The following is an 18,672-nucleotide window of genomic DNA, read 5'->3' on the forward strand; positions in this document are numbered from 1 at the left end:
TCCATGTTAGATTGATAGGTTAAGCTTATCCTTTTGGGTATATTAAAAACAAGATATATATGTTTACACCTCTGCTACTTTGCGTAGCATTGTTGATTTCATATGCAATAACACTAGATTTCAGAAGAAAGTAAAGTAAAATCATTTACACATGAGTTCAAGAAGATGGTGCCGCATTGGTTACATTTTCTTCTATTTTTTTCTCGAAAAGCGCGATTTGTTGGAGTATAATATTATTTGTTAAAAATGTAGGTTGTCCCGCATTAACTGGAAGTAGGACCCCCACTTTAAGATTTTAGGGAAAGCCGAAGAAGTATAAGTGGGGGATCAACTGCCAGTAAAAGCCCGATTGGTTCAACTAACATTCAGTGGGGGATGAGGAAAACCCCCACTGAATGAAGTTTCACTTTATGGAACGATGGCATTTTGAAGTAGTCAAAACTTACATTATAATAGTATTAGATCTATATAGTTGAAAGTGAGTGTTCAAGATGGGACGTAAATGGAACAATATTAAGGAAAAGAAAGCTTCCAAGGATGCGAATACGAGTAGAATCTATGCAAAATTTGGACGTGAAATCTATGTAGCAGCTAAACAAGGCGAGCCTGATCCTGAGTCAAATCAACATTTAAAAGTCGTTCTTGAGCGTGCAAAAACATACAGTGTCCCAAAAGCAATCATTGATCGCGCGATTGAAAAAGCAAAAGGCGGTTCAGAGGAAACCTATGATGAACTCCGCTATGAAGGCTTTGGACCAAACGGATCAATGGTCATTGTAGATGCTTTAACAAATAACGTAAACCGTACAGCATCAGACGTACGTGCCGCTTTTGGTAAAAATGGCGGTAACATGGGTGTCAGCGGTTCTGTAGCGTATATGTTTGATGCGACAGCTGTTTTCGGTATTGAAGGAAAAACAGCAGATGAAGTGTTGGAACTGTTAATGGAAGCAGATGTAGATGTACGTGACATTCTTGAGGAAGACGATTCAGTCATCGTGTATGCGGAGCCTGAACAATTCCACGCAGTCCAAGAAGCTTTTAAAAGCGCTGGAATTACTGAATTTACAGTAGCAGAATTAACCATGCTTGCCCAAAATGATGTAACCCTTCCAGACGATGCAAAAGAAAAATTCGAAAAAATGATCGACGCCTTAGAAGACCTAGAAGACGTGCGCCAGGTGTACCACAACGTCGACCTAGGCGAATAATCAACAAACGCAGACCCTTGGGACAGGTCACTGTCCCATGTGAAGGTCTGTTTTTTTATGGGACAGAGGGACAGGTCCACTGTCCCACAACAAGTCTTTTCACAGAAAATTTTTTGAACATTGAAACTTTCCGGATATTTAAGCGTATTTCTTTAATATAGATTCCTTTAAAAGGGGGAAGAATTATGTATCCAGGAGATGTAATGTTCAATGTTGTCCCAGTTCTTGTGATCATTGTTTTCATTATTGTGATTGGATTTTTTATTATTAATATGGGAAAGGGAATCAGTCAGTGGAAGAAGAATGAAGATTCACCTAGACTAAGTGTTCCTGCACTTGTAAAAATAAAGCGCACTGACGTTAGTAGGCATACCCATCATCATACAGAGCCACACCACCACGACCATGTTACATCGTCCACTAGCTACTATGTTACATTTGAATTTGAAAGTGGGGATCGGTCTGAGTTTAGGGTTTCTGGTAGTGAATATGGTCAGCTAGCTGAAGGGGACATGGGGAAACTAACATTTCAAGGAACACGATATTTAGGGTTTGAAAGAATGAGAGTTTAAAAGGGTTTTGTCGACTTTTCTAGAATTATAAAATGGAGGGGGAGTAAAAATGTCTTTAGATCAATTTTTAGAGGAACAAAATAATGCAATTCGAGAATTACATATGAATAGTGCAGAAGCTTCATGGATGGCAGCGACCACTGGGGACGAAGAGTGGAATGCGAAATCAGCAGAAGCGGACACTGCTTACAGCGTTTATTTTTCAGATGCGGAGCGCTTCGAACAGGTAAAAAGATACCTAGAGCAAACAGAGGACTCAATTCAAAAACGCCAGCTTAAACTTTTATATTCAACCATGCTTGAAAATCAACTTCCAGAAGACAAGCTGAAGGAAATGGTTCAGCTATCAACGGAATTAGTTGGTGTATTTAACACATTCCGCGCGACATTGAATGGAAAGCAAGTATCGGAAAATGACGTGCGCCAAATTTTAATTAAAAGCAACGACCTTGAATTAAGGGAACAAGCGTGGCATGCAAGTAAGCAAATCGCAAAAGAAGTCGAGGAAAAATTACTAACGCTCGTTAAAAAACGCAATGAAGCCGCACGTACACTAGGCTTCGAAAACTTCCATCAAATGAGCTTTGAATCACAGGAGCTTGACCGTGAAGAAATCTTTTCGATTTTTACTAAGCTAAAGGAACTCTCCGATGAGCCATTCCGTCAGGTAAAACAGGAAATGGATGAAGAGCTTGCAGAACGCTTTGGTATTAAGGTAGAAGACCTTCGTCCATGGCATTATGCGGATCCATTTTTCCAAGAGGCACCGCCTTCGAAGGAATTGGACTTAGATCCATTTTATGATGGGAAAAATCTGGAGGTATTATCAACACAGACCTTCGCGAAAATGGGGATGGATATTACAGATATGCTTCAAAAGAGCGATCTGTATCCAAGAGAGAAGAAAAACCAGCATGCCTTTTGTACCGATATTGATCGTGAGGGCGATGTGCGGGTATTAAGTAACAACTTGCCGTCCGATTACTGGTCAAACACAATGCTGCATGAATATGGGCATGCGGTGTATTTTAAATATATCGATCGCAGTCTACCGTTCTTATTACGCAGCCCAGCACATACTTTAACAACTGAGGCAATTGCGATGCTGTATGGTCGTTTCGGGAAAAATCCTGAATGGCTACACCAGTTTTTAGGATTGGATCAAAAGCAGGTTGACGAGTTGAAACCACTTATTGAAAAATCATTACGTAGACAAATGCTGATTGCCGGTCGTTGGATTATGACATTTGTGTTCTTTGAACGGGAGCTTTACGAGAATCCAGACCAAGATTTAAACCGTTTATGGTGGAAGCTTGTTAATGAGATTCAATTTTTAACACCACCTGAAAATCAGGATTATCCGCATTGGGCTGCGAAGATTCACTTCACGTTGGTGCCAGTGTATTATCAAAACTATTTACTCGGTGAGTTAACAACTTCACAGCTTCAGCGCTATATCGAGAAGAACATTTCAACTGATCTTTTCACAGAAAAAGTTGGAGAGTTTCTGTTAAATGATTTCTTTAAGCCGGGAGCGTTGTATAATTGGAATGAAAAAATTGAAAGAGCCACTGGTGAGAAGCTAAATCCACAGCATTTTGTCGATCAGTTTGTCGCGGTGAAATAAGATGAAAAGTCATTCATTGGGGACCTCATCCCCAATGAATTTTTATTCAACGAAACGGTTTTCTACTTGCAGTTAATGACACATATAGTGAATTAAAAACATATGCATTAATAACTAAGGTAGTTAGGGAGACTGTAAAGTGAGCGAAATTGATAAAAGAAACCGATTAAGTGAGGAGCCATTTACTTATCAAATAACGAAAAAAGGAATGGTTATGGTCTATTATGATGGAAAACAAATTAAATTGATAAAGGACCGGGAAGCTTACCGTCTTATAGCAAAGATTAAAGAAGTTGAAGACGATAAAACAAAAGTACAGTTACTGCTAGCTAAAATTACGGGTAACTTTAAACGTGGAAATGAGAAGTTAGGTAAAAATAAAAAATAAATTAAGCCTCGACTCGAGTTAAGGCTTTTTTTGATTTAGAAGTGTAAAATGCTATTTCGTGAAAGATGGTAGTTATCGGCCTGTTAGGCTTTTCTCCATGTTAAACTCAAAAAGGAGGGTGTAGATGTTCTCTTTTTTTGGTGCGAAATGTGCGATTTGTAAAAGAAAAATTAAGCCTTTGCGAAAGTATGTCGATGATAAAGGGGATACAATAAAGGTGTGCATTCCTTGCTCGGAATACGCAGAACGACGTGCATACAAAATCAGAAGGTAAAAAAGGATGAAGTAGGTTGTATTTAACAGTAAAGGAAACAGCAGAATATTTGTCAATTCCAGAAGAATTAGTGAAAAAGCTTATTCAGGAAAAAAAGGTACGCGCACTTTTTGACGGGGAGCAGTACCTGTTGAATAAGGACCAATTCAATACTACGCTTGAACAGCTTGAAAAATACAAAAAGCTCTACGAAGAATGGCTGAGCGAACCAATCCCTGAGGATATCGATGTGAAGGATGAGGATTGAAGCAGTATAAATTTACATAGGAGAATCAGATGGCAATGGAACAATACATATACACACTAAAGTTGGTTCCGCGTTTACTCGACGAACAAAATTGGAACGAAGGAGAAAACCAAATTATTAAGGAGCATTTCAATAAGCTGAAGGCGTTAATGGAAGAGAACACAGTTATTTTAGCGGGAAAAACACAAACGAATGATGAATCAACGTTTGGGATTGTCATTCTTCAGGCGGAATCTGAACAAGAAGCAAAGAAGCTAATGGAAAATGACCCTGCAGTCAAGGAAGGGATCATGACAGCACAGATTTATCCATATCGCATTGCATTATTTAATAATCGTTTTAATGGGTAACCCCCGGTACACAATCCACCTAACAACAAGAACCCATGAAAATTCATGGGTTCCTATTATTAATATCCCTTCTTATAATCCACCACATTTTTCAGCAGCACTCCGCCTTGGGCATAGCTCTTTAAATTTGGGATTAAGATATCTTCAATGACACGCTTTGTGTAATGCTCAGTTGAACCAGATGTATGTGGCGTTACAATCACATTCTCAAACTCCCACAGCGGGCTGGTTTCAGCTAACGGTTCTTTCGTAAATACATCCAATCCAGCACCGGCAATTTCACCAGTCCTCAGTGACTCAATTAACTCATCCTCAACAACAATCTCACCGCGTCCGATATTAATGAAAAATGCAGAAGGCTTCATTTGCTTAAATTCGTTTGCCCCAAATAAATGACGAGTTTCATTCGTTAACGGTAATGTCACAACAACATAATCACATCTTGGCAGAACATCTGACAACTGGTCTGTGGTAAACATTTCATCGACGAAATCCTCTTCACGGCCAGAATGGCGAACGCCAAGAACCTTCATTCCAAATGCTTTTGCAATCTTCGCCGTTTCCTTCCCGATGTGTCCCACGCCCATGATTCCAATCGTCTTTTCATGAATCTCAAGCTTCATGTCGGAATGATGCCATTTTTTCTCTTGTTGATTTCGTACATATGTATGAATTTTTCTCGTTAACCCGAGCATTAACGCAAAAATCGTTTCTGAAATCGGAAAAGCATGAACTCCATTTGCGCTTGTCAGAAGAATATTTTTCTTCTCCATTTCATCAAGAGGCATGCTGTTCACACCTGCACTCCAGCTTTGCAGCCAACGAAGCTTGGAATCAGCATGAACGCAATGCTCCGCGATCTCCTTTTTCCAACCAACAATCACTTCGGCATCTTGTAAATGCTCCAACCAAACAGAAGAATCTCGTCCGGCAACGATTTCCCAGTTAGGTACGATTGCTTTAATTTGTTCAAGATGAGCTTCCTCGATGTTTTGTGTAATAACTAGCTTTGACATGGTGTTCCTCCAATACCTGAATTTATCTAATTTTATAATAATATAGACTTGCATGCTTTACCAGTGGGACATGTAAGCTTGTTACATGTAGAAACGTATTATTGGGTAAACCTTATATTTATATTTTGCAAAATTATTGAAATTTTCCTAACACATAAATATAATAAGTATATATTATTTGGGTGATTATTGGGAGGGCTCTAATAAAGCCTTGTCATATAGTAAAAACTCAGTTCCACACTAGGGGACTGAGTTTTTTTAGTACCCAGGGAAAGGAGTAAAGTGTGCAAACGCCCATCCAAAAGCCAATTGGAAATCAGGGTTTGATTATCTGCCTTCTTGCTATCGGATATATCACACTTGAATTGTTTCCCGTAGGATCCGTCAAAGCGATCGTATCGATCATGATAATTTCGGTCATCATCTGGGTCCTTCCGCGTATCCGGGGCTCCATCATGATCATTAGCCTCATTCTTTTGATCGTTGGTATCATTTTCATGGTTTTCTACGGTGCAACAGTTCATGAGTGGCTTGATGCTGCAAGAATCAATCTTACTCTAGTTGCTATTTTCCTGTTCACCCCACTTCTGGGGATTCCAGTGCGGACAGGAGGATATGTAAGTGCTCTTAAGCTGGTACTGTCTACACGAATGAACAATCCTAATTTTTTCTTTGCCGGTTCTAGCTTGCTTTCACACATCCTAGGTGTTGTCTTGAATATTGGTGCCATATCAATCATCCACGAGCTTACAAAAGCTTCAGATATTAAAAACAATAAGATGATTGCGGCATGCATAAACAGGGGGTTTATTAGTACCATATTTTGGTCCCCGTATTTCTCTGCGATGGCTCTAATAACAAGTTCCCTTCCAGTAAAATGGGGCAATATTCTTTTTTATTCCCTTGGGCTTAGTGGCATCGCACTTATTGTGAGTTATTTATTTGAGAGACCCTATAAGTTGGAAAAAGGTCCAAAACCGAAACAACCCGAAGGCGATACATATGAATTGAAAAAGGCAAAAAGACAAGTAGCAGAACTATTGTTACTTCTCCTATTGATGATTTTAGGAGTCCTTTTCATGGAGAAATTGATCGAGTCTAGCATGACTTTTATCATATGTGTTTTTTCTGCTCTTTTTCCGCTCATCTGGTGTCTTCTAAAAAAAGAATGGAAAGAATACAAAGTTGAATTCAAGCAGCATGTTTTCACGGGGATCCCAAGGATGAAGAAAGAAATTGTCTTATTCCTTATTGCAGGATTTTTTAGCGGTGCTTTTGTTAAGACGGGCTTGAGTATTGAACTCGTGAATGGACTGAATGTTGTATTTGCCGGGTTTACGATTGGAATTGCGTATGCCATCGTTTTTTTAATAGTTCTTACATCTGTGATAGGGCTACATCCCATCGTCACCGTTACGATTATCGTAACGAGCATTGATCCGACTAAGCTTGGCATCAGTTATGAGTTTTTTGCCATCCTGCTTCTTTCAGGGTGGGGGATTTCCAATACAGTAAGTCCTGCAACTGCAGTAAACAATCTTTTGTCGGGACTAATGAAAACTGACCTTTTCGAGGTTTCTGTTCGTTGGAATTTAAAATATTCAATCGTCATGCTGATGATCATTCCGATTTATTTAAAATTTGCAGGGATTTAAAGGAGGAATTATTTTGTATAAAGTCGTATCATCATCACCAACATTTGGTAAGTATTCAAAACTTCCTATTAGCTATCTTGAAAATGAACAATGCACAGTCTCGATTCTTGATAAGGCTACAGCCAATGATGAAGAAAGGCTAGCCATTGCTTTGAGTGATGCAGATGCTTTGGTAGTGGGTATTGAAAAAATTAGTAAGAAGGTAATTGATGCTGCAGAGAACCTAAAGGTGATTGCAAAGCACGGAGCAGGGGTTGATAATATCGACTTACAGGCAGCAAAGGAAAGGAATATATCTGTTGCATTCGCTCCAGGAGCCAATAAGCATGCTGTAGCAGAACTAGCATTTGGCCTTCTTTTGTCACTTGCACGTGAGATACCTCAGACAAACCGCAGGGTAATTAATGGAGAATGGCCAAGGGTGGTCGGAAGTGAATTATATGGTAAAACACTCGGTGTTGTCGGGACAGGAAGGATTGGTAAGGAAGTTATCAAAAGAGCCAGTGGATTCAATATGGATATCTTAGCATTTGACGTCTATCAGGATCAGGAATTACTAGAGTCGGGTGTAAGATACGAAAATATGGATGTGATTCTAGAAAAATCGGATTTTATTACGATCCATACAGATCTGAACGCACAATCAAAAAATTTATTTAGTCATGAGGCTTTTAAAAAAATGAAAAAAAATGCATACATCGTCAATACCGCAAGAGGTGGGATAATTGACGAAATGGCACTGTATGAGGCACTTGTAAGCGGAGAAATCTCAGGTGCGGCGCTTGATGTTTTTGAAAATGAACCTACAGGTAACTCACCGTTGATTTCACTTCCGAACTTTATCGCGACCCCGCACATGGCTGGGTATACGGCAGATGCCCTAGAAGAGGTTGGGATGATTACTGCAAGGAATATCATTAATGTTTTGAAAGGGGAAAAAGCAGATTTTGAGTTTGTATAAAAGATAATAGCATCAGATTAGGGAGTTTAGTAGCATGCTAATTAAAATTTATTTGTTGTTATTGAATAATCCCTTTTTACAAGTTGGGACCTGATTGACTCAGAAAATGGTAGTCTCTTAAAATTTTTTGTCGAGAATACACTATTATCATGTTGACAATAGAAAATATTATATGCTAACATTCAGACTATCGAAATATTAAAAAATTATTATTCAGCTGAATATCTACTGGGGGACTACCATAAATAGCCTCTCACTTCATAGATATGACTCAGCGGCATCCAAACTAAGTTTTAGGTTTGTTTGTCGTTGAGTTTTTTTGTTTAACTTTTTTAGAATGGCAGCCGCAAGGTTTCGCCATATTCTTTTCAAATAGAGAAACATGGCTGAATTTCCGATGAATTATCTGAATGTTTAGTGTTGACGGAATTAACTCTTTTTTGTATTATAAATCATATATCATATATGATATATGATTTATACCGAGGGACGTGATAAAAATAAAATCGTATCGGACAAAAAAAGAAATGATTTACCAGATACTTAGAGAAGAAATCCTAAACGGTAAATATAAATTTGGGGAAAAGTTAGTCATTAGCAGACTTGCCATTATGTTTGAAAGCAGCGAAATCCCTGTCCGGGAAGCTATTACTCTATTAGAATCTGAAAAGTTAATAGAGTTCAAACCCCATGTTGGTGCTGTGGTTAGTACATTATCGGCTAAGGATATTCGGGAGATTTTTGAATTGCGTGTAGAATTGGAAGGGCTTGCAACGAGATTGGCGGTAGAAGCTTTGACAGAAGAAAATTTTTCAGAACTTAGAAAGATACTGGATGATTCCGTTCAAGCTTTTAAGGATAAGGATTATATCCGATTTGAAGAATTAAATGTAGCATTTCATAACAAAATTTATTCGGCTTGTAATAATCAGCTCTTAATTCGGACCATTGATGATCTGTGGAGCAACACCAAAAGATATCCTTCTTTATTTAAAGGAAATGATGAACATATTCAGGCTTCAATCCATGAACATGAAGATATCTACAGGGCTTTATTGCGAAAAGATGGTATGGTTTCGGAAAGCTATATGATTAAACATAAAACACGTGCTGGGAGGGAAATTCTTCGGCTAACGCAACAAGAATTTTATGATAAACTCCATGCTCGTCTTATTCCTAAGTCAAGCAATAGTATTTAGTCATTTTTTAGGGAGACGCAACAAGGCTTCAGGGGCTCCAAAAACGGGAACAAATGTTTAACATTTTAAATAAATTGGCGAAAGGACTAAATGTAAAATGAAAATAGTGAAATTTTTAGAAAGCGGTACCAAATCATACGGGGTGCTGAAAGATGGGATTATCGTAAAAATTGAGGGAGACATATTTGGTGAATACTTGGAGACAGAAGAAAGATTCTCTCTTTCCGATGTAAAGCTACTCGCTCCGGTCGATCCAGGTAAAGTAGTAGCAATTGGTTTGAATTACAAAAAACACGCTGAAGAAGTGAACAAACCACTTCCGACAGAACCTATGATGTTTTTGGTATCCCCAACTGCAGTTATAGGACCAGGTGAGACAGTTGAACTCGTTAACCCTGAAAATCGCAATGATCATGAAGCTGAGATTGCAGTTGTTATTGGAAAAACTGCAGAGAATGTAAGTGTCGATGAAGCACTTAAATATGTATTCGGCTACACAATTTGCAATGATATCTCGGACAGAGTACTTCAAAAGTTCGATGGGCAGTTTACAAGAGCAAAAAGTTTTTCAACCTATAAGCCACTTGGACCAGTCATTGTCACCGATATCAATCCGGATGACCGACCGATTACATTAAGGGTAAACGGTGAGGTAAGGCAAGATTCAAATACTAGTGATATGATCTTCTCAACAGCCGAGATTGTTTCATTTGTTTCTAACGTTATGAGACTTAATCCGGGGGATGTCATTATTACTGGGACACCATCTGGTGTATCACCGCTTTATGATGGTGACACAGTAGAGGTGGAAATCGAAGGGATAGGAGTTCTATCAAATCCAGTAGCTGTTAAGAAAAGTGTAGCTTTACAAAACTAATAAGGATTAAGGGGGAATTGCTTATGAAAAAGAGAAAATTGATGCTTCCATTCATGGCGGCTGCATTAGCAATAGGACTTTCTGGTTGTGCGAGTAATCAGGTAGGTGAAAAAACGGAAGTTGCTAGCGGTTCAGCAAAATCTGATTACCCGACAAGAGCTATCGAGATGATTGTACCATTTGCACCTGGGGGAACGACTGACAGTTCTGCAAGGGCCTTAGCAAGCGTTGCAAACAAATACCTTCCAAACGGGCAGAGTGTAACCGTAGTCAATAAGGATGGGGGAGCGGGAACGATCGGTATGAATGAGGTTGCTCAGGCAAAAGGAGATGGATATACCATTGGAATGGCTACAATTGGCCCAATGACTATCAAGACTCATTCAAAAGAAGTTACTTATAAGCCCGAAGATTTTAAACCTATCATCCAAGTTGTGGCAACACCAAACGTACTTGTCGTAAAATCTGATTCGAAAATTGAGACCTTCGAAGATTGGATGGAGTATGTAAAGGATAACCCTGATAAGTTTACATTTGGGACGAGCGGTGCTGGCTTGACCCAGCATATCACAATGGAAAATCTTATGACAAAAACTGATGTGAAGGTTAAACACGTTCCTTTTCAAGGGGGAGCTCCTGCTTTAACTGCTTTACTTGGAGGTAATCTTGAAGGGGCACTTGTTCAGACACCTGAAGCAATTCCTTATATAGAGGAAGGGACACTTCGTCCAATCTGGATTTCTGGGACTTTCAAGCCTGAAGAATTAAAGGATATTCCCCTTCTAACGGAAAAAGGCATTGATGTTAAAGGAGACGTCTGGACCGGCCTTGTAGCCCCAGCTTCGGTTCCAGATGAAGTGGTGAAGGTGCTACATGATGCATTTAAACAGGCATTAGAAGACCCAGGTGTGGTTGAACAATTAAAGAAAATCGGAACAGAGCCGGTGTACAAGGGTACTGAAGAATTTAAAAATATCGTTCAGGAAGACTATCAGTTAAACGGTGAGATTCTTGAAGCTATTGGTTTAAAATAACAAATAGGTAAGGTGGGCGGGATTTTCCCGCTTTCCTTGTCTTATAAATGGGGTGACAAGATGCGAAACGCAGGTGTTTTAGCAGCAATCCTGATCATTATTTTTTCAAGCTTTTTTCTATACCACAGCACTACCATGGATTATAAAGGACCACTTGGTTTAGGTCCCGGTTTTTTCCCACTTTGGTTGAGCATCCTCCTTTTGTTCCTTTCAATTTTATATCTGATGATGAGTTTTAAAGAGAACATTAATATTCGCGAAATTTTGCCAAAGGGAAAGTCATTGCTGGATTTCACGTTTATTCTCCTTTCCATGATCTTGTTTATCCTGCTATTAGAAAGAACAGGATTTGTCATCGCTGGAACGGTTTCCTTGATTGTACTTTTGTTTCGCACGTTTAAGTGGTATTTTACTCTTTCATTGTCCGTTGGAATCTCGCTTGCGATATTCATTATATTCGCAAAAGGGTTATCGATTCCATTCCCGGTCAATTCGTTTGGGTGGTAAGGGGAGGAATTTATGGAGACATTTGGTTTGTTATTAAATGGTTTTTCTAATGCTCTAACTTGGGAAAACCTATTGTTCTGTATAATTGGGGTATCGGTTGGAATGTTTGTTGGCGTTATGCCGGGATTAGGGCCAGTTGCGGGGACAGCGATACTTATACCTCTCACCTTTGGCATGGAACCGACATCAGCAATTATAATGCTTTCAGGAATATACTACGGGGCCATGTACGGTGGTACGATTACATCTGTCCTAATTAATATCCCAGGTGAGGCAGCAAGTGTTATCACCTGTATCGATGGTCATCAGCTTGCAAAGCAGGGAAGAGCGGGCGTAGCCCTTGGTGTTGCCGCAATTGGTTCATTCGTAGGTGGAATTACCGCACTTCTTGGACTAGCTTTTATTGGACCACCTCTTGCAAGTTTTGCATTGAGATTCGGTCCGCCTGAATTCTTTGCACTTATGCTTTTAGGCCTTATGATGCTAATTGGACTTATGGGAAAATCCCTTATAAAAGGCTTCATTGCCGCGGTTTTTGGACTATTGCTTTCTTTAGTTGGGATTGACCCGATTTCCGGAAGTTCCCGTTTCACCTTCGGCATCCCAGAGCTCTTTAGCGGGGTCGACTTTGTTATTGTTGCAATGGGGCTTTTTGGAATCTCTGAGATTCTGTATAACGCCGATCAAGGGCAAAAAGCTGAAAAACCAGCGAAAGTCAAAGGACTATTCCCACGTCGGGATGAATGGCCATCTACCCTTAAATCGATTGGTAGAGGAACGGGACTTGGAGTTTTGATTGGACTGGTACCTGGAGCGAACGCAGTGCTGTCGTCCCTTGCTTCCTATTCTCTTGAAAAGAAAATCTCAAAAAACCCTGGGTCTTTTGGAAAAGGGGCTATTGAAGGGGTAGCAGGTCCGGAAACGGCAAACAATGCGACTAGTGGAAGTGCGCTTATCCCACTATTTACTTTAGGGCTTCCTAGCTCTCCAACAGTTGCTGTTATACTTGGTGCATTTATCATGCACGGTCTCCAACCAGGTCCAAAGATTTTTAGGGAGAATTCGGACTTTGTATGGGCAGTAATTGCAAGTATGTTCATCGGGAATGTGATCCTTCTTATCATGAACCTTCCGCTTGCAAATCTCTGGGCAAAGGTGGCGCAGGTCCCGTATAAGATTCTTCTTCCTTTAATCATGATGTTCACGATGGTCGGTGCTTATACGGTAAAAAACAGCGTCTTTGATATCGGATTAATGTTGATTTTTGGAGTTATTGGCTACTTTATGAAAAAGCTTGATATTCCAATTGCGGCAACCGTTCTAACGCTAGTACTCGGAAGCCAAATTGAATCTTCATTTCTGCAGTCGATGGCCATCTCGAATGGAAGTGCTGGGATCTTCTTTACAAGGCCGATTTCCGGTATCCTATTAGTCCTCACTGCCATTATCTTCGTTGGGACGTTAATTGCAGGGATTAAGAACAAAAAAAGTATGTTGGGCACCGATATGGAAATATAGGGGGAGATTCTATTGAAACTGGAGGGAAAAGTATCCTTAATCACGGGTGCTGCCCGTGGGCTTGGTTATATTATGGCTTTGCACATGCTAAGGGAAGGAGCATCTGTAGTAATCAATGATATTGATGAAGATTTAGTAAAAGAAGCTCTTACTTCTTTGAAAAAAGAAGGATATGAGGCCTACGGGTTTGCTGCAGATGTTACGAATAAAGCGCAAGTTAAAAATATGGTTAATTATGTAATAGAAACATTCGGAAAAATAGATGTTTTAGTTAACAACGCTGGCGGGGCTCTTCGGACTCCTAAAAGGTTTGAAGAGATCACTGAGGAACATTGGGACCTTGTCCTTGATGTCAATTTAAAGGGAACATTCCTAGTCTCTCAAGCGGTTGTTTCCTATATGAAAGAAAATGGGGGAAGCATTATCAATCTCTCATCCATTGGAGGAAGGACTGCAAGTATTGTAACAGGAGTCTCTTATGCAGCAGCAAAGGCAGGCGTAGTTGGCTTCACCAGAAGGCTCGCAAAGGAATTAGGACCTTTTGGAATCCGTGTGAACGCTATAGCTCCTGGTCTTGTCCTATCGGGAGAGCGCCTGCAAGAGACGTGGGAAACAATGGTAGAGGTCGAAAAGGAAGAAGTTCTAGATGCTATCCCATTAAGGCGCCTTGGAACCATAGATGAACAGGCGAAAGTAGTTAGTTTCCTTGCGAGTGATGATTCCTCTTATATAACCGGTGCTGTACTTGATGTAAACGGTGGTCGTTTCATGGGTTAAATTATATAAAAGGTGTTGAAGCCCCCCAGAAAGTATTTTATAATATTATTTAATAATATTAATTTTCAGACTGGGGGGATTTCATGGAAACAAAAGATACAGTTCTGGTCACAGGCTTTGCACAAGGACCAAAAGGAACTACTGTTTATGAAACTTACAAGACAATAGGCGTTGTCCTCGTTATCAATACTAAGACAGGTGTGATTGAAGACGCGCAGTTTACAGTAATTACCCAGTTAATGAATACTTATCTAAGTACCCTTGTTAAGGGATATGATACAAAACAGGGGATACAGCCTTTATTAGAAGATGTAAAGAAACATTGTTTTGCTCCTTCACAGGGAGCGGTTATTCAATCCATCCGTTCGGCATGGGACAGATATAATGAAATAAGACAGGTACAATTGTCAAAATAACTGGTTATCTATGGGGATAGTTAAAAGCTGTCTCTTGAAGTAGGTAAAACCCAGTAACAGGAGATGACATCTCTTTGTTGCTGGGTTTTTTTATTTGTTTGAAAGGGGCGATGGTATGAAAGCGATCTTGATTGAGGATGAAACAAAAGATTTGTATATAGGAGAGCATGGTGATCCAGTTATTGGAGACGATGATTTGCGTGTAAGAGTGATGGCAACCGCCTTAAATCGGGCCGATCTCTTGCAGCGGAAGGGGAAATATCCACCCCCTCTAGGTGAGTCAGAAATTCTTGGCCTTGAAATTGCGGGAATCGTTGAGGAGACGGGAAAGAATGCGTCGGGCATTAAAAAAGGTGATCGTATATACGCACTTCTTCCGGGCGGAGGATATGCAGAAAAGGCAAGGGTACCTGCCGGTCTTGCGATTCCAATTCCTGATGGCCTTACATTTGAGGAAGCGACAGCTATTCCTGAGGCGTTTTTAACTGCTTACCTGAATCTATTTGAACTTGGAAAAATGAAACAGGGTGATTACGTCCTCATTCACGCAGCAGCAAGCGGGGTGGGAACCGCAGCTATCCAGCTTGCTCGAGAGGTAGGGGCCATTCCGATTGCTACGGCTGGCAGCAGCAAGAAACTTGAGGTTTGTCAAAGGTTAGGGGCAGAGTACGTTATCAATTACCATGAGGAGTCGTTTTCTCAGAGGGTGAGGGAAATTACCGGTGGTAAGGGCGTAGATGTAATCCTTGATCCTGTTGGTGCTTCTTATTGGGATGAAAACCTTGAATCCATCTCTCAGGATGGAAGATGGGTTGTAATTGGCGGAATGGGCGGTTACGAAATCGAAAAGCTAAACCTGCGTACCTTGATGAGGAAAAGGGTTTCCCTAATTGGCTCCACGCTTAGATCACGGACCATGGATGACAAAATTCGTCTAACAGATGCTTTCAGAAAATTCGCGGAAAACCGGTTCGAAAATGGAGGGCTACTACCTGTAATCGATAGTATATTCGATTGGGAACAGGCAAACGAGGCCCATCTATATATGGAACAAAACAAAAATATCGGAAAAATTATTCTAAAAATAAATGAGGGGGAATCGAAGTGAAAATCGAATTAGATGTGAATAAAGAGAAAACAGAAAAAAGAACATTAAGAGGCGTCATCGATACCGATGTCCATCATGAGATAAAATCGACAAAAGATCTTCTTCCATACCTATCAGACCATTGGAAAAGATACATTCGAGATTATGGATGGGTTCCTGAAAGAAGCATTCCATTTAATCAAATTAGAAAAGAAACCAAATACAGAATGGATACAAGGCCAAGTGACGGATCCACACCAGGTTCAGACTATAACCTTTTAAAAGAACAGCTCCTTGATAAACACAATATGACCTATGCGGTGTTAACAGGTTGGTTCTATGAGGCAAGCGTAGCAAAAGGCTGGTACGAGTTTGCTGCGGCAAGGGCCTCTGCCTATAACGACTATACCATTGAGAATTGGCTAGCAAAGGATAAACGATTACTAGGCAGCATCACTATTCCACAGGATCCTGTCGCGGCTGTAAGGGAAATCGAGCGCGTCGCCGATCACCCACAAATGGTTCAAGTCATGCTACCGATAGCTGATTTTGCTTGGGGAGATCCGATGTATCATCCAATTTTTGAAGCAGCGAACAGACATGGTTTGAAGATTGCAATGCACCTCTCAGCGTCAATAACAGCTCAGGGTGGCGACTTTCTTCGATATTATGTGGCTTGGCGCTCTGTACATCCGCAATCTTATATGACCCAGACCATCTCCCTTATTACAAATGGAGTGTTTGATAAATTCCCAGAGCTTCAGGTGGCCTTAGTAGAGGGAGGCTTCGAATGGGTGCCATTTATGATGCACAGGATGGATTCTGCTTATAAAGCATTACGGGCTGAAACCCCTTGGGTTAAGAGAATGCCGAGCGAATACTTCCGCGATAATATGAGGTTCACCACACAGCCATGGGATGATTTAACCCCAAGGGAATTCATGAATATTATTGATATGATGGGGTCAGAAGATATGATTATGTTTGCCTCCGACTATCCTCATTGGGACTTCGATCCACCAGAAAGGACGATACCAGGTGGAGTATCTGAAACACTTAAGAATAAAATCTTATTTGAGAACGCTCGTAATTTTTATGGGCTATAGGATGAGAAGGAAGGGTGAAGATGATGAAATACCAGGTATGTAGTATAGGTGAGCTTGAGAAGAACGGAAAGTATCCTTTTACTTTAAATGGCAAAGGAATTGTCCTTGTCCGATCAGAGGATGGAGGAGTATATGCTCTACGTGATGTTTGCCCTCATAAAGGTCCGTGTCTTTCCGATGGGATGATAGACAAAGGATGCTCATCAAATGAAGTAGGAGAATATATTTTTGAAAAGGAAAAAGAAGTCTTACGATGCCCTTGGCATAGTTGGGAGTTTGATATTAAGACAGGCAAATCCCTTTTCGCACCGGATAAAATTAAAGTAAAAACATACGAAGTATTAGTTGAAGATGGTTTGGTTTTTATTAATGCATAAATAGGGCAGGGAAGTTATTTACTGCCCCTTGTAATCTGTAAAGAAAGAAGGATAAAATATGGAGTTTAAAGTATCAACTCTCAATGAATTTTCGAACAATGTCCTAATGACTGCGGGGGTACCCTCCCTAGAGGCTGATATAATTACAAGAACAATGATAGAAGCGGATTCAAGGGGGATACACAGTCATGGTCTAATGAGGCTACCTATATATATTGAACGGATGCAGAAAGGTTTCATCAGAAAAGAGTCCAAAATCACTGTGGAAAAAGAAAACAAAGGGACTGCGGTCATTGACGGACATTTTTCAGCTGGCCAAGTAGTTGCAACAAAAGCTATGGATATGACTATCGAAAAAGCAAACGAATACGGGATTGCTGCCGTTTCAGTTAAAAATTCGAACCATTTTGGAATTGCCGCTCACTATGCATTGAAGGCTGCCCAAAAGGATATGATTGCTATTGTCATGAGCAATACCGCCCCTTTAATGCCTCCTACTGGGGGTGCTGAAAAGGTATTGGGGAACAATCCACTAGCCATTGCGGCGCCATCAAGTGGGAATAATCCTCTCCTTTTAGACATGGCCTTATCGAATGTGGCACTTGGAAAAGTTTTGTTTGCTAAAAATAATGGCGTCCAAATCCCTGAAGGGTGGGGTACTGATAAAAACGGTATTCCAACAACTGACCCAGCGTCTGTTTTAGATGGAGGGTTTATCCTGCCAGTAGGAGGACCGAAAGGATTTGGGTTGGCCCTAATGGTAGAATTGTTAACTGGAGTATTGTCAGGTGGCGATTTCTCAAAGATGATCCCAAGTATGTACGATACTACTAAAAAACAAAGCATATCGCATTTAATGATTGCAATAAATATCTCATCATTCATGGATGTGAACACATTTAAAGACTTAAGTGAAACACTAGGATTATATGTGAAAAATGCTCTAAAGGCCCCAGGAGTTTCCCAACTGTATCTTCCTGGAGAAATTGAGTTTGGTGTCGAGGAAAAGCGGTTAAAATCAGGAATACCTATATCAGATGGGGTACTTGAGGACTTGGAAAAACTGGCTAATTCAATGAATATAGCACCTTTAACTGAGGGGAATATAATAATATAATACATTTATAATAATATAATACATTTATAATAATATAATACATTTATATTGAGAATGGACGACATTGAAACTATCAAATTAAAATATTCGCAGAATTTTTGAGTCACTTTTGTGGCTCTTTTTTGGTTTAAGGGGGAAGGATGTGAATTGGAAGGTCGCTATTTTCCTGTTATTAGGAGAGTGGAGATGCTCCAGTTGCACAAGGAGTACATTGCTTTCCGGAAATTAGGGAAGTTAGGGTACTCCAGCTGCAATGAAAGTACACCACTTTCCTGAAATTAGGAGATTGATGATACTCCAGTAACTTTGGAGGATGATCAATCTCCTGTTTTTAGGAACTTGGAGGCTCTTCGCTC

At 40.2% G+C, this 18,672-nt stretch carries 20 protein-coding genes; 19 read left to right on the forward strand and 1 reads right to left on the reverse strand.

Annotation, left to right across the window (positions count from 1 at the left end; all coding sequences use genetic code 11):
* Positions 1–491: 491 nt before the first annotated feature.
* From V7112_RS15230 to V7112_RS15255, 6 genes are all read left to right on the forward strand, one after another.
* Complete coding sequence (locus V7112_RS15230; protein WP_335421266.1) at positions 492–1,211, forward strand: YebC/PmpR family DNA-binding transcriptional regulator; 720 nt, start codon at positions 492–494, stop codon at positions 1,209–1,211.
* Between the two features lie 185 nt (positions 1,212–1,396).
* Positions 1,397–1,783, forward strand: coding sequence for a DUF2500 domain-containing protein (locus V7112_RS15235; RefSeq protein WP_335421268.1), 387 nt, complete (start codon positions 1,397–1,399; stop codon positions 1,781–1,783).
* A gap of 49 nt (positions 1,784–1,832) precedes the next feature.
* Positions 1,833–3,410: a M2 family metallopeptidase gene (locus tag V7112_RS15240; protein WP_335421270.1), complete on the forward strand. Its 1,578-nt coding sequence runs from the start codon at positions 1,833–1,835 to the stop codon at positions 3,408–3,410.
* A gap of 139 nt (positions 3,411–3,549) precedes the next feature.
* The gene (locus V7112_RS15245) at positions 3,550–3,798 is read left to right on the forward strand and encodes a hypothetical protein (protein WP_335421272.1); all 249 of its coding nucleotides are present in this window, start codon (positions 3,550–3,552) and stop codon (positions 3,796–3,798) included.
* Positions 3,799–4,088: 290 nt separating this feature from the next.
* A complete protein-coding gene (locus V7112_RS15250) occupies positions 4,089–4,319 on the forward strand; it encodes an excisionase family DNA-binding protein (protein ID WP_057998376.1) in 231 nt (76 codons plus the stop codon).
* Between the two features lie 29 nt (positions 4,320–4,348).
* Positions 4,349–4,669, forward strand: a complete 321-nt coding sequence (locus V7112_RS15255; RefSeq protein WP_335421275.1) for a YciI family protein — start codon at positions 4,349–4,351, stop codon at positions 4,667–4,669.
* A 59-nt stretch (positions 4,670–4,728) separates the two neighbouring features.
* On the opposite strand, the gene V7112_RS15260 is transcribed toward V7112_RS15255, so the two are convergent.
* Positions 4,729–5,685: a D-2-hydroxyacid dehydrogenase gene (locus V7112_RS15260; RefSeq protein ID WP_335421277.1), complete on the reverse strand. Its 957-nt coding sequence runs from the start codon at positions 5,683–5,685 to the stop codon at positions 4,729–4,731.
* A 284-nt stretch (positions 5,686–5,969) separates the two neighbouring features.
* Here V7112_RS15260 and V7112_RS15265 point away from each other — a divergent pair, with 284 nt between their 5' ends.
* The 13 genes from V7112_RS15265 (at position 5,970) to V7112_RS15325 (ending at position 18,316) form a co-directional block, all read left to right on the forward strand.
* Entirely contained in the window at positions 5,970–7,340 is a 1,371-nt protein-coding gene (locus V7112_RS15265; RefSeq protein ID WP_335421278.1) for a hypothetical protein, read from the forward strand.
* Positions 7,341–7,353: 13 nt separating this feature from the next.
* Positions 7,354–8,301 (forward strand): phosphoglycerate dehydrogenase, encoded by a 948-nt coding sequence (locus tag V7112_RS15270; protein ID WP_335421281.1) that lies wholly within the window; start codon positions 7,354–7,356, stop codon positions 8,299–8,301.
* Between the two features lie 527 nt (positions 8,302–8,828).
* Positions 8,829–9,500 (forward strand): GntR family transcriptional regulator, encoded by a 672-nt coding sequence (locus V7112_RS15275; RefSeq protein WP_335421283.1) that lies wholly within the window; start codon positions 8,829–8,831, stop codon positions 9,498–9,500.
* Positions 9,501–9,597: 97 nt separating this feature from the next.
* A complete protein-coding gene (locus V7112_RS15280; RefSeq protein WP_335421285.1) occupies positions 9,598–10,377 on the forward strand; it encodes a fumarylacetoacetate hydrolase family protein in 780 nt (259 codons plus the stop codon).
* Between the two features lie 23 nt (positions 10,378–10,400).
* Positions 10,401–11,411, forward strand: a complete 1,011-nt coding sequence (locus tag V7112_RS15285; protein WP_335421288.1) for a Bug family tripartite tricarboxylate transporter substrate binding protein — start codon at positions 10,401–10,403, stop codon at positions 11,409–11,411.
* Between the two features lie 60 nt (positions 11,412–11,471).
* Complete coding sequence (locus tag V7112_RS15290) at positions 11,472–11,918, forward strand: tripartite tricarboxylate transporter TctB family protein (protein WP_335421290.1); 447 nt, start codon at positions 11,472–11,474, stop codon at positions 11,916–11,918.
* A gap of 12 nt (positions 11,919–11,930) precedes the next feature.
* Positions 11,931–13,436 carry a tripartite tricarboxylate transporter permease gene (locus V7112_RS15295; protein WP_335421292.1) on the forward strand — a complete coding sequence of 502 codons (1,506 nt, stop codon included), beginning with the start codon at positions 11,931–11,933 and terminating at the stop codon, positions 13,434–13,436.
* 12 nt (positions 13,437–13,448) lie between these two features.
* Complete coding sequence (locus V7112_RS15300) at positions 13,449–14,213, forward strand: SDR family NAD(P)-dependent oxidoreductase (protein WP_335421294.1); 765 nt, start codon at positions 13,449–13,451, stop codon at positions 14,211–14,213.
* Positions 14,214–14,296: 83 nt separating this feature from the next.
* The gene (locus V7112_RS15305; protein WP_335421296.1) at positions 14,297–14,629 is read left to right on the forward strand and encodes a DUF3870 domain-containing protein; all 333 of its coding nucleotides are present in this window, start codon (positions 14,297–14,299) and stop codon (positions 14,627–14,629) included.
* Positions 14,630–14,744: 115 nt separating this feature from the next.
* Positions 14,745–15,737: an NAD(P)H-quinone oxidoreductase gene (locus V7112_RS15310; protein ID WP_335421298.1), complete on the forward strand. Its 993-nt coding sequence runs from the start codon at positions 14,745–14,747 to the stop codon at positions 15,735–15,737.
* Positions 15,734–16,822 (forward strand): amidohydrolase family protein, encoded by a 1,089-nt coding sequence (locus V7112_RS15315; protein ID WP_335421300.1) that lies wholly within the window; start codon positions 15,734–15,736, stop codon positions 16,820–16,822. The genes V7112_RS15310 and V7112_RS15315 overlap by 4 nt, the downstream gene beginning before the upstream one ends.
* 20 nt (positions 16,823–16,842) lie before the next feature.
* Positions 16,843–17,199, forward strand: coding sequence for a Rieske (2Fe-2S) protein (locus V7112_RS15320; RefSeq protein WP_335421301.1), 357 nt, complete (start codon positions 16,843–16,845; stop codon positions 17,197–17,199).
* Between the two features lie 58 nt (positions 17,200–17,257).
* Positions 17,258–18,316, forward strand: coding sequence for an Ldh family oxidoreductase (locus V7112_RS15325; protein ID WP_335421303.1), 1,059 nt, complete (start codon positions 17,258–17,260; stop codon positions 18,314–18,316).
* Positions 18,317–18,672 lie beyond the last annotated feature (356 nt).

Origin of the sequence: Bacillus sp. JJ1566 (assembly GCF_036962685.1) — a bacterium.
GTDB lineage: Bacteria > Bacillota > Bacilli > Bacillales > Bacillaceae_L > Ferdinandcohnia.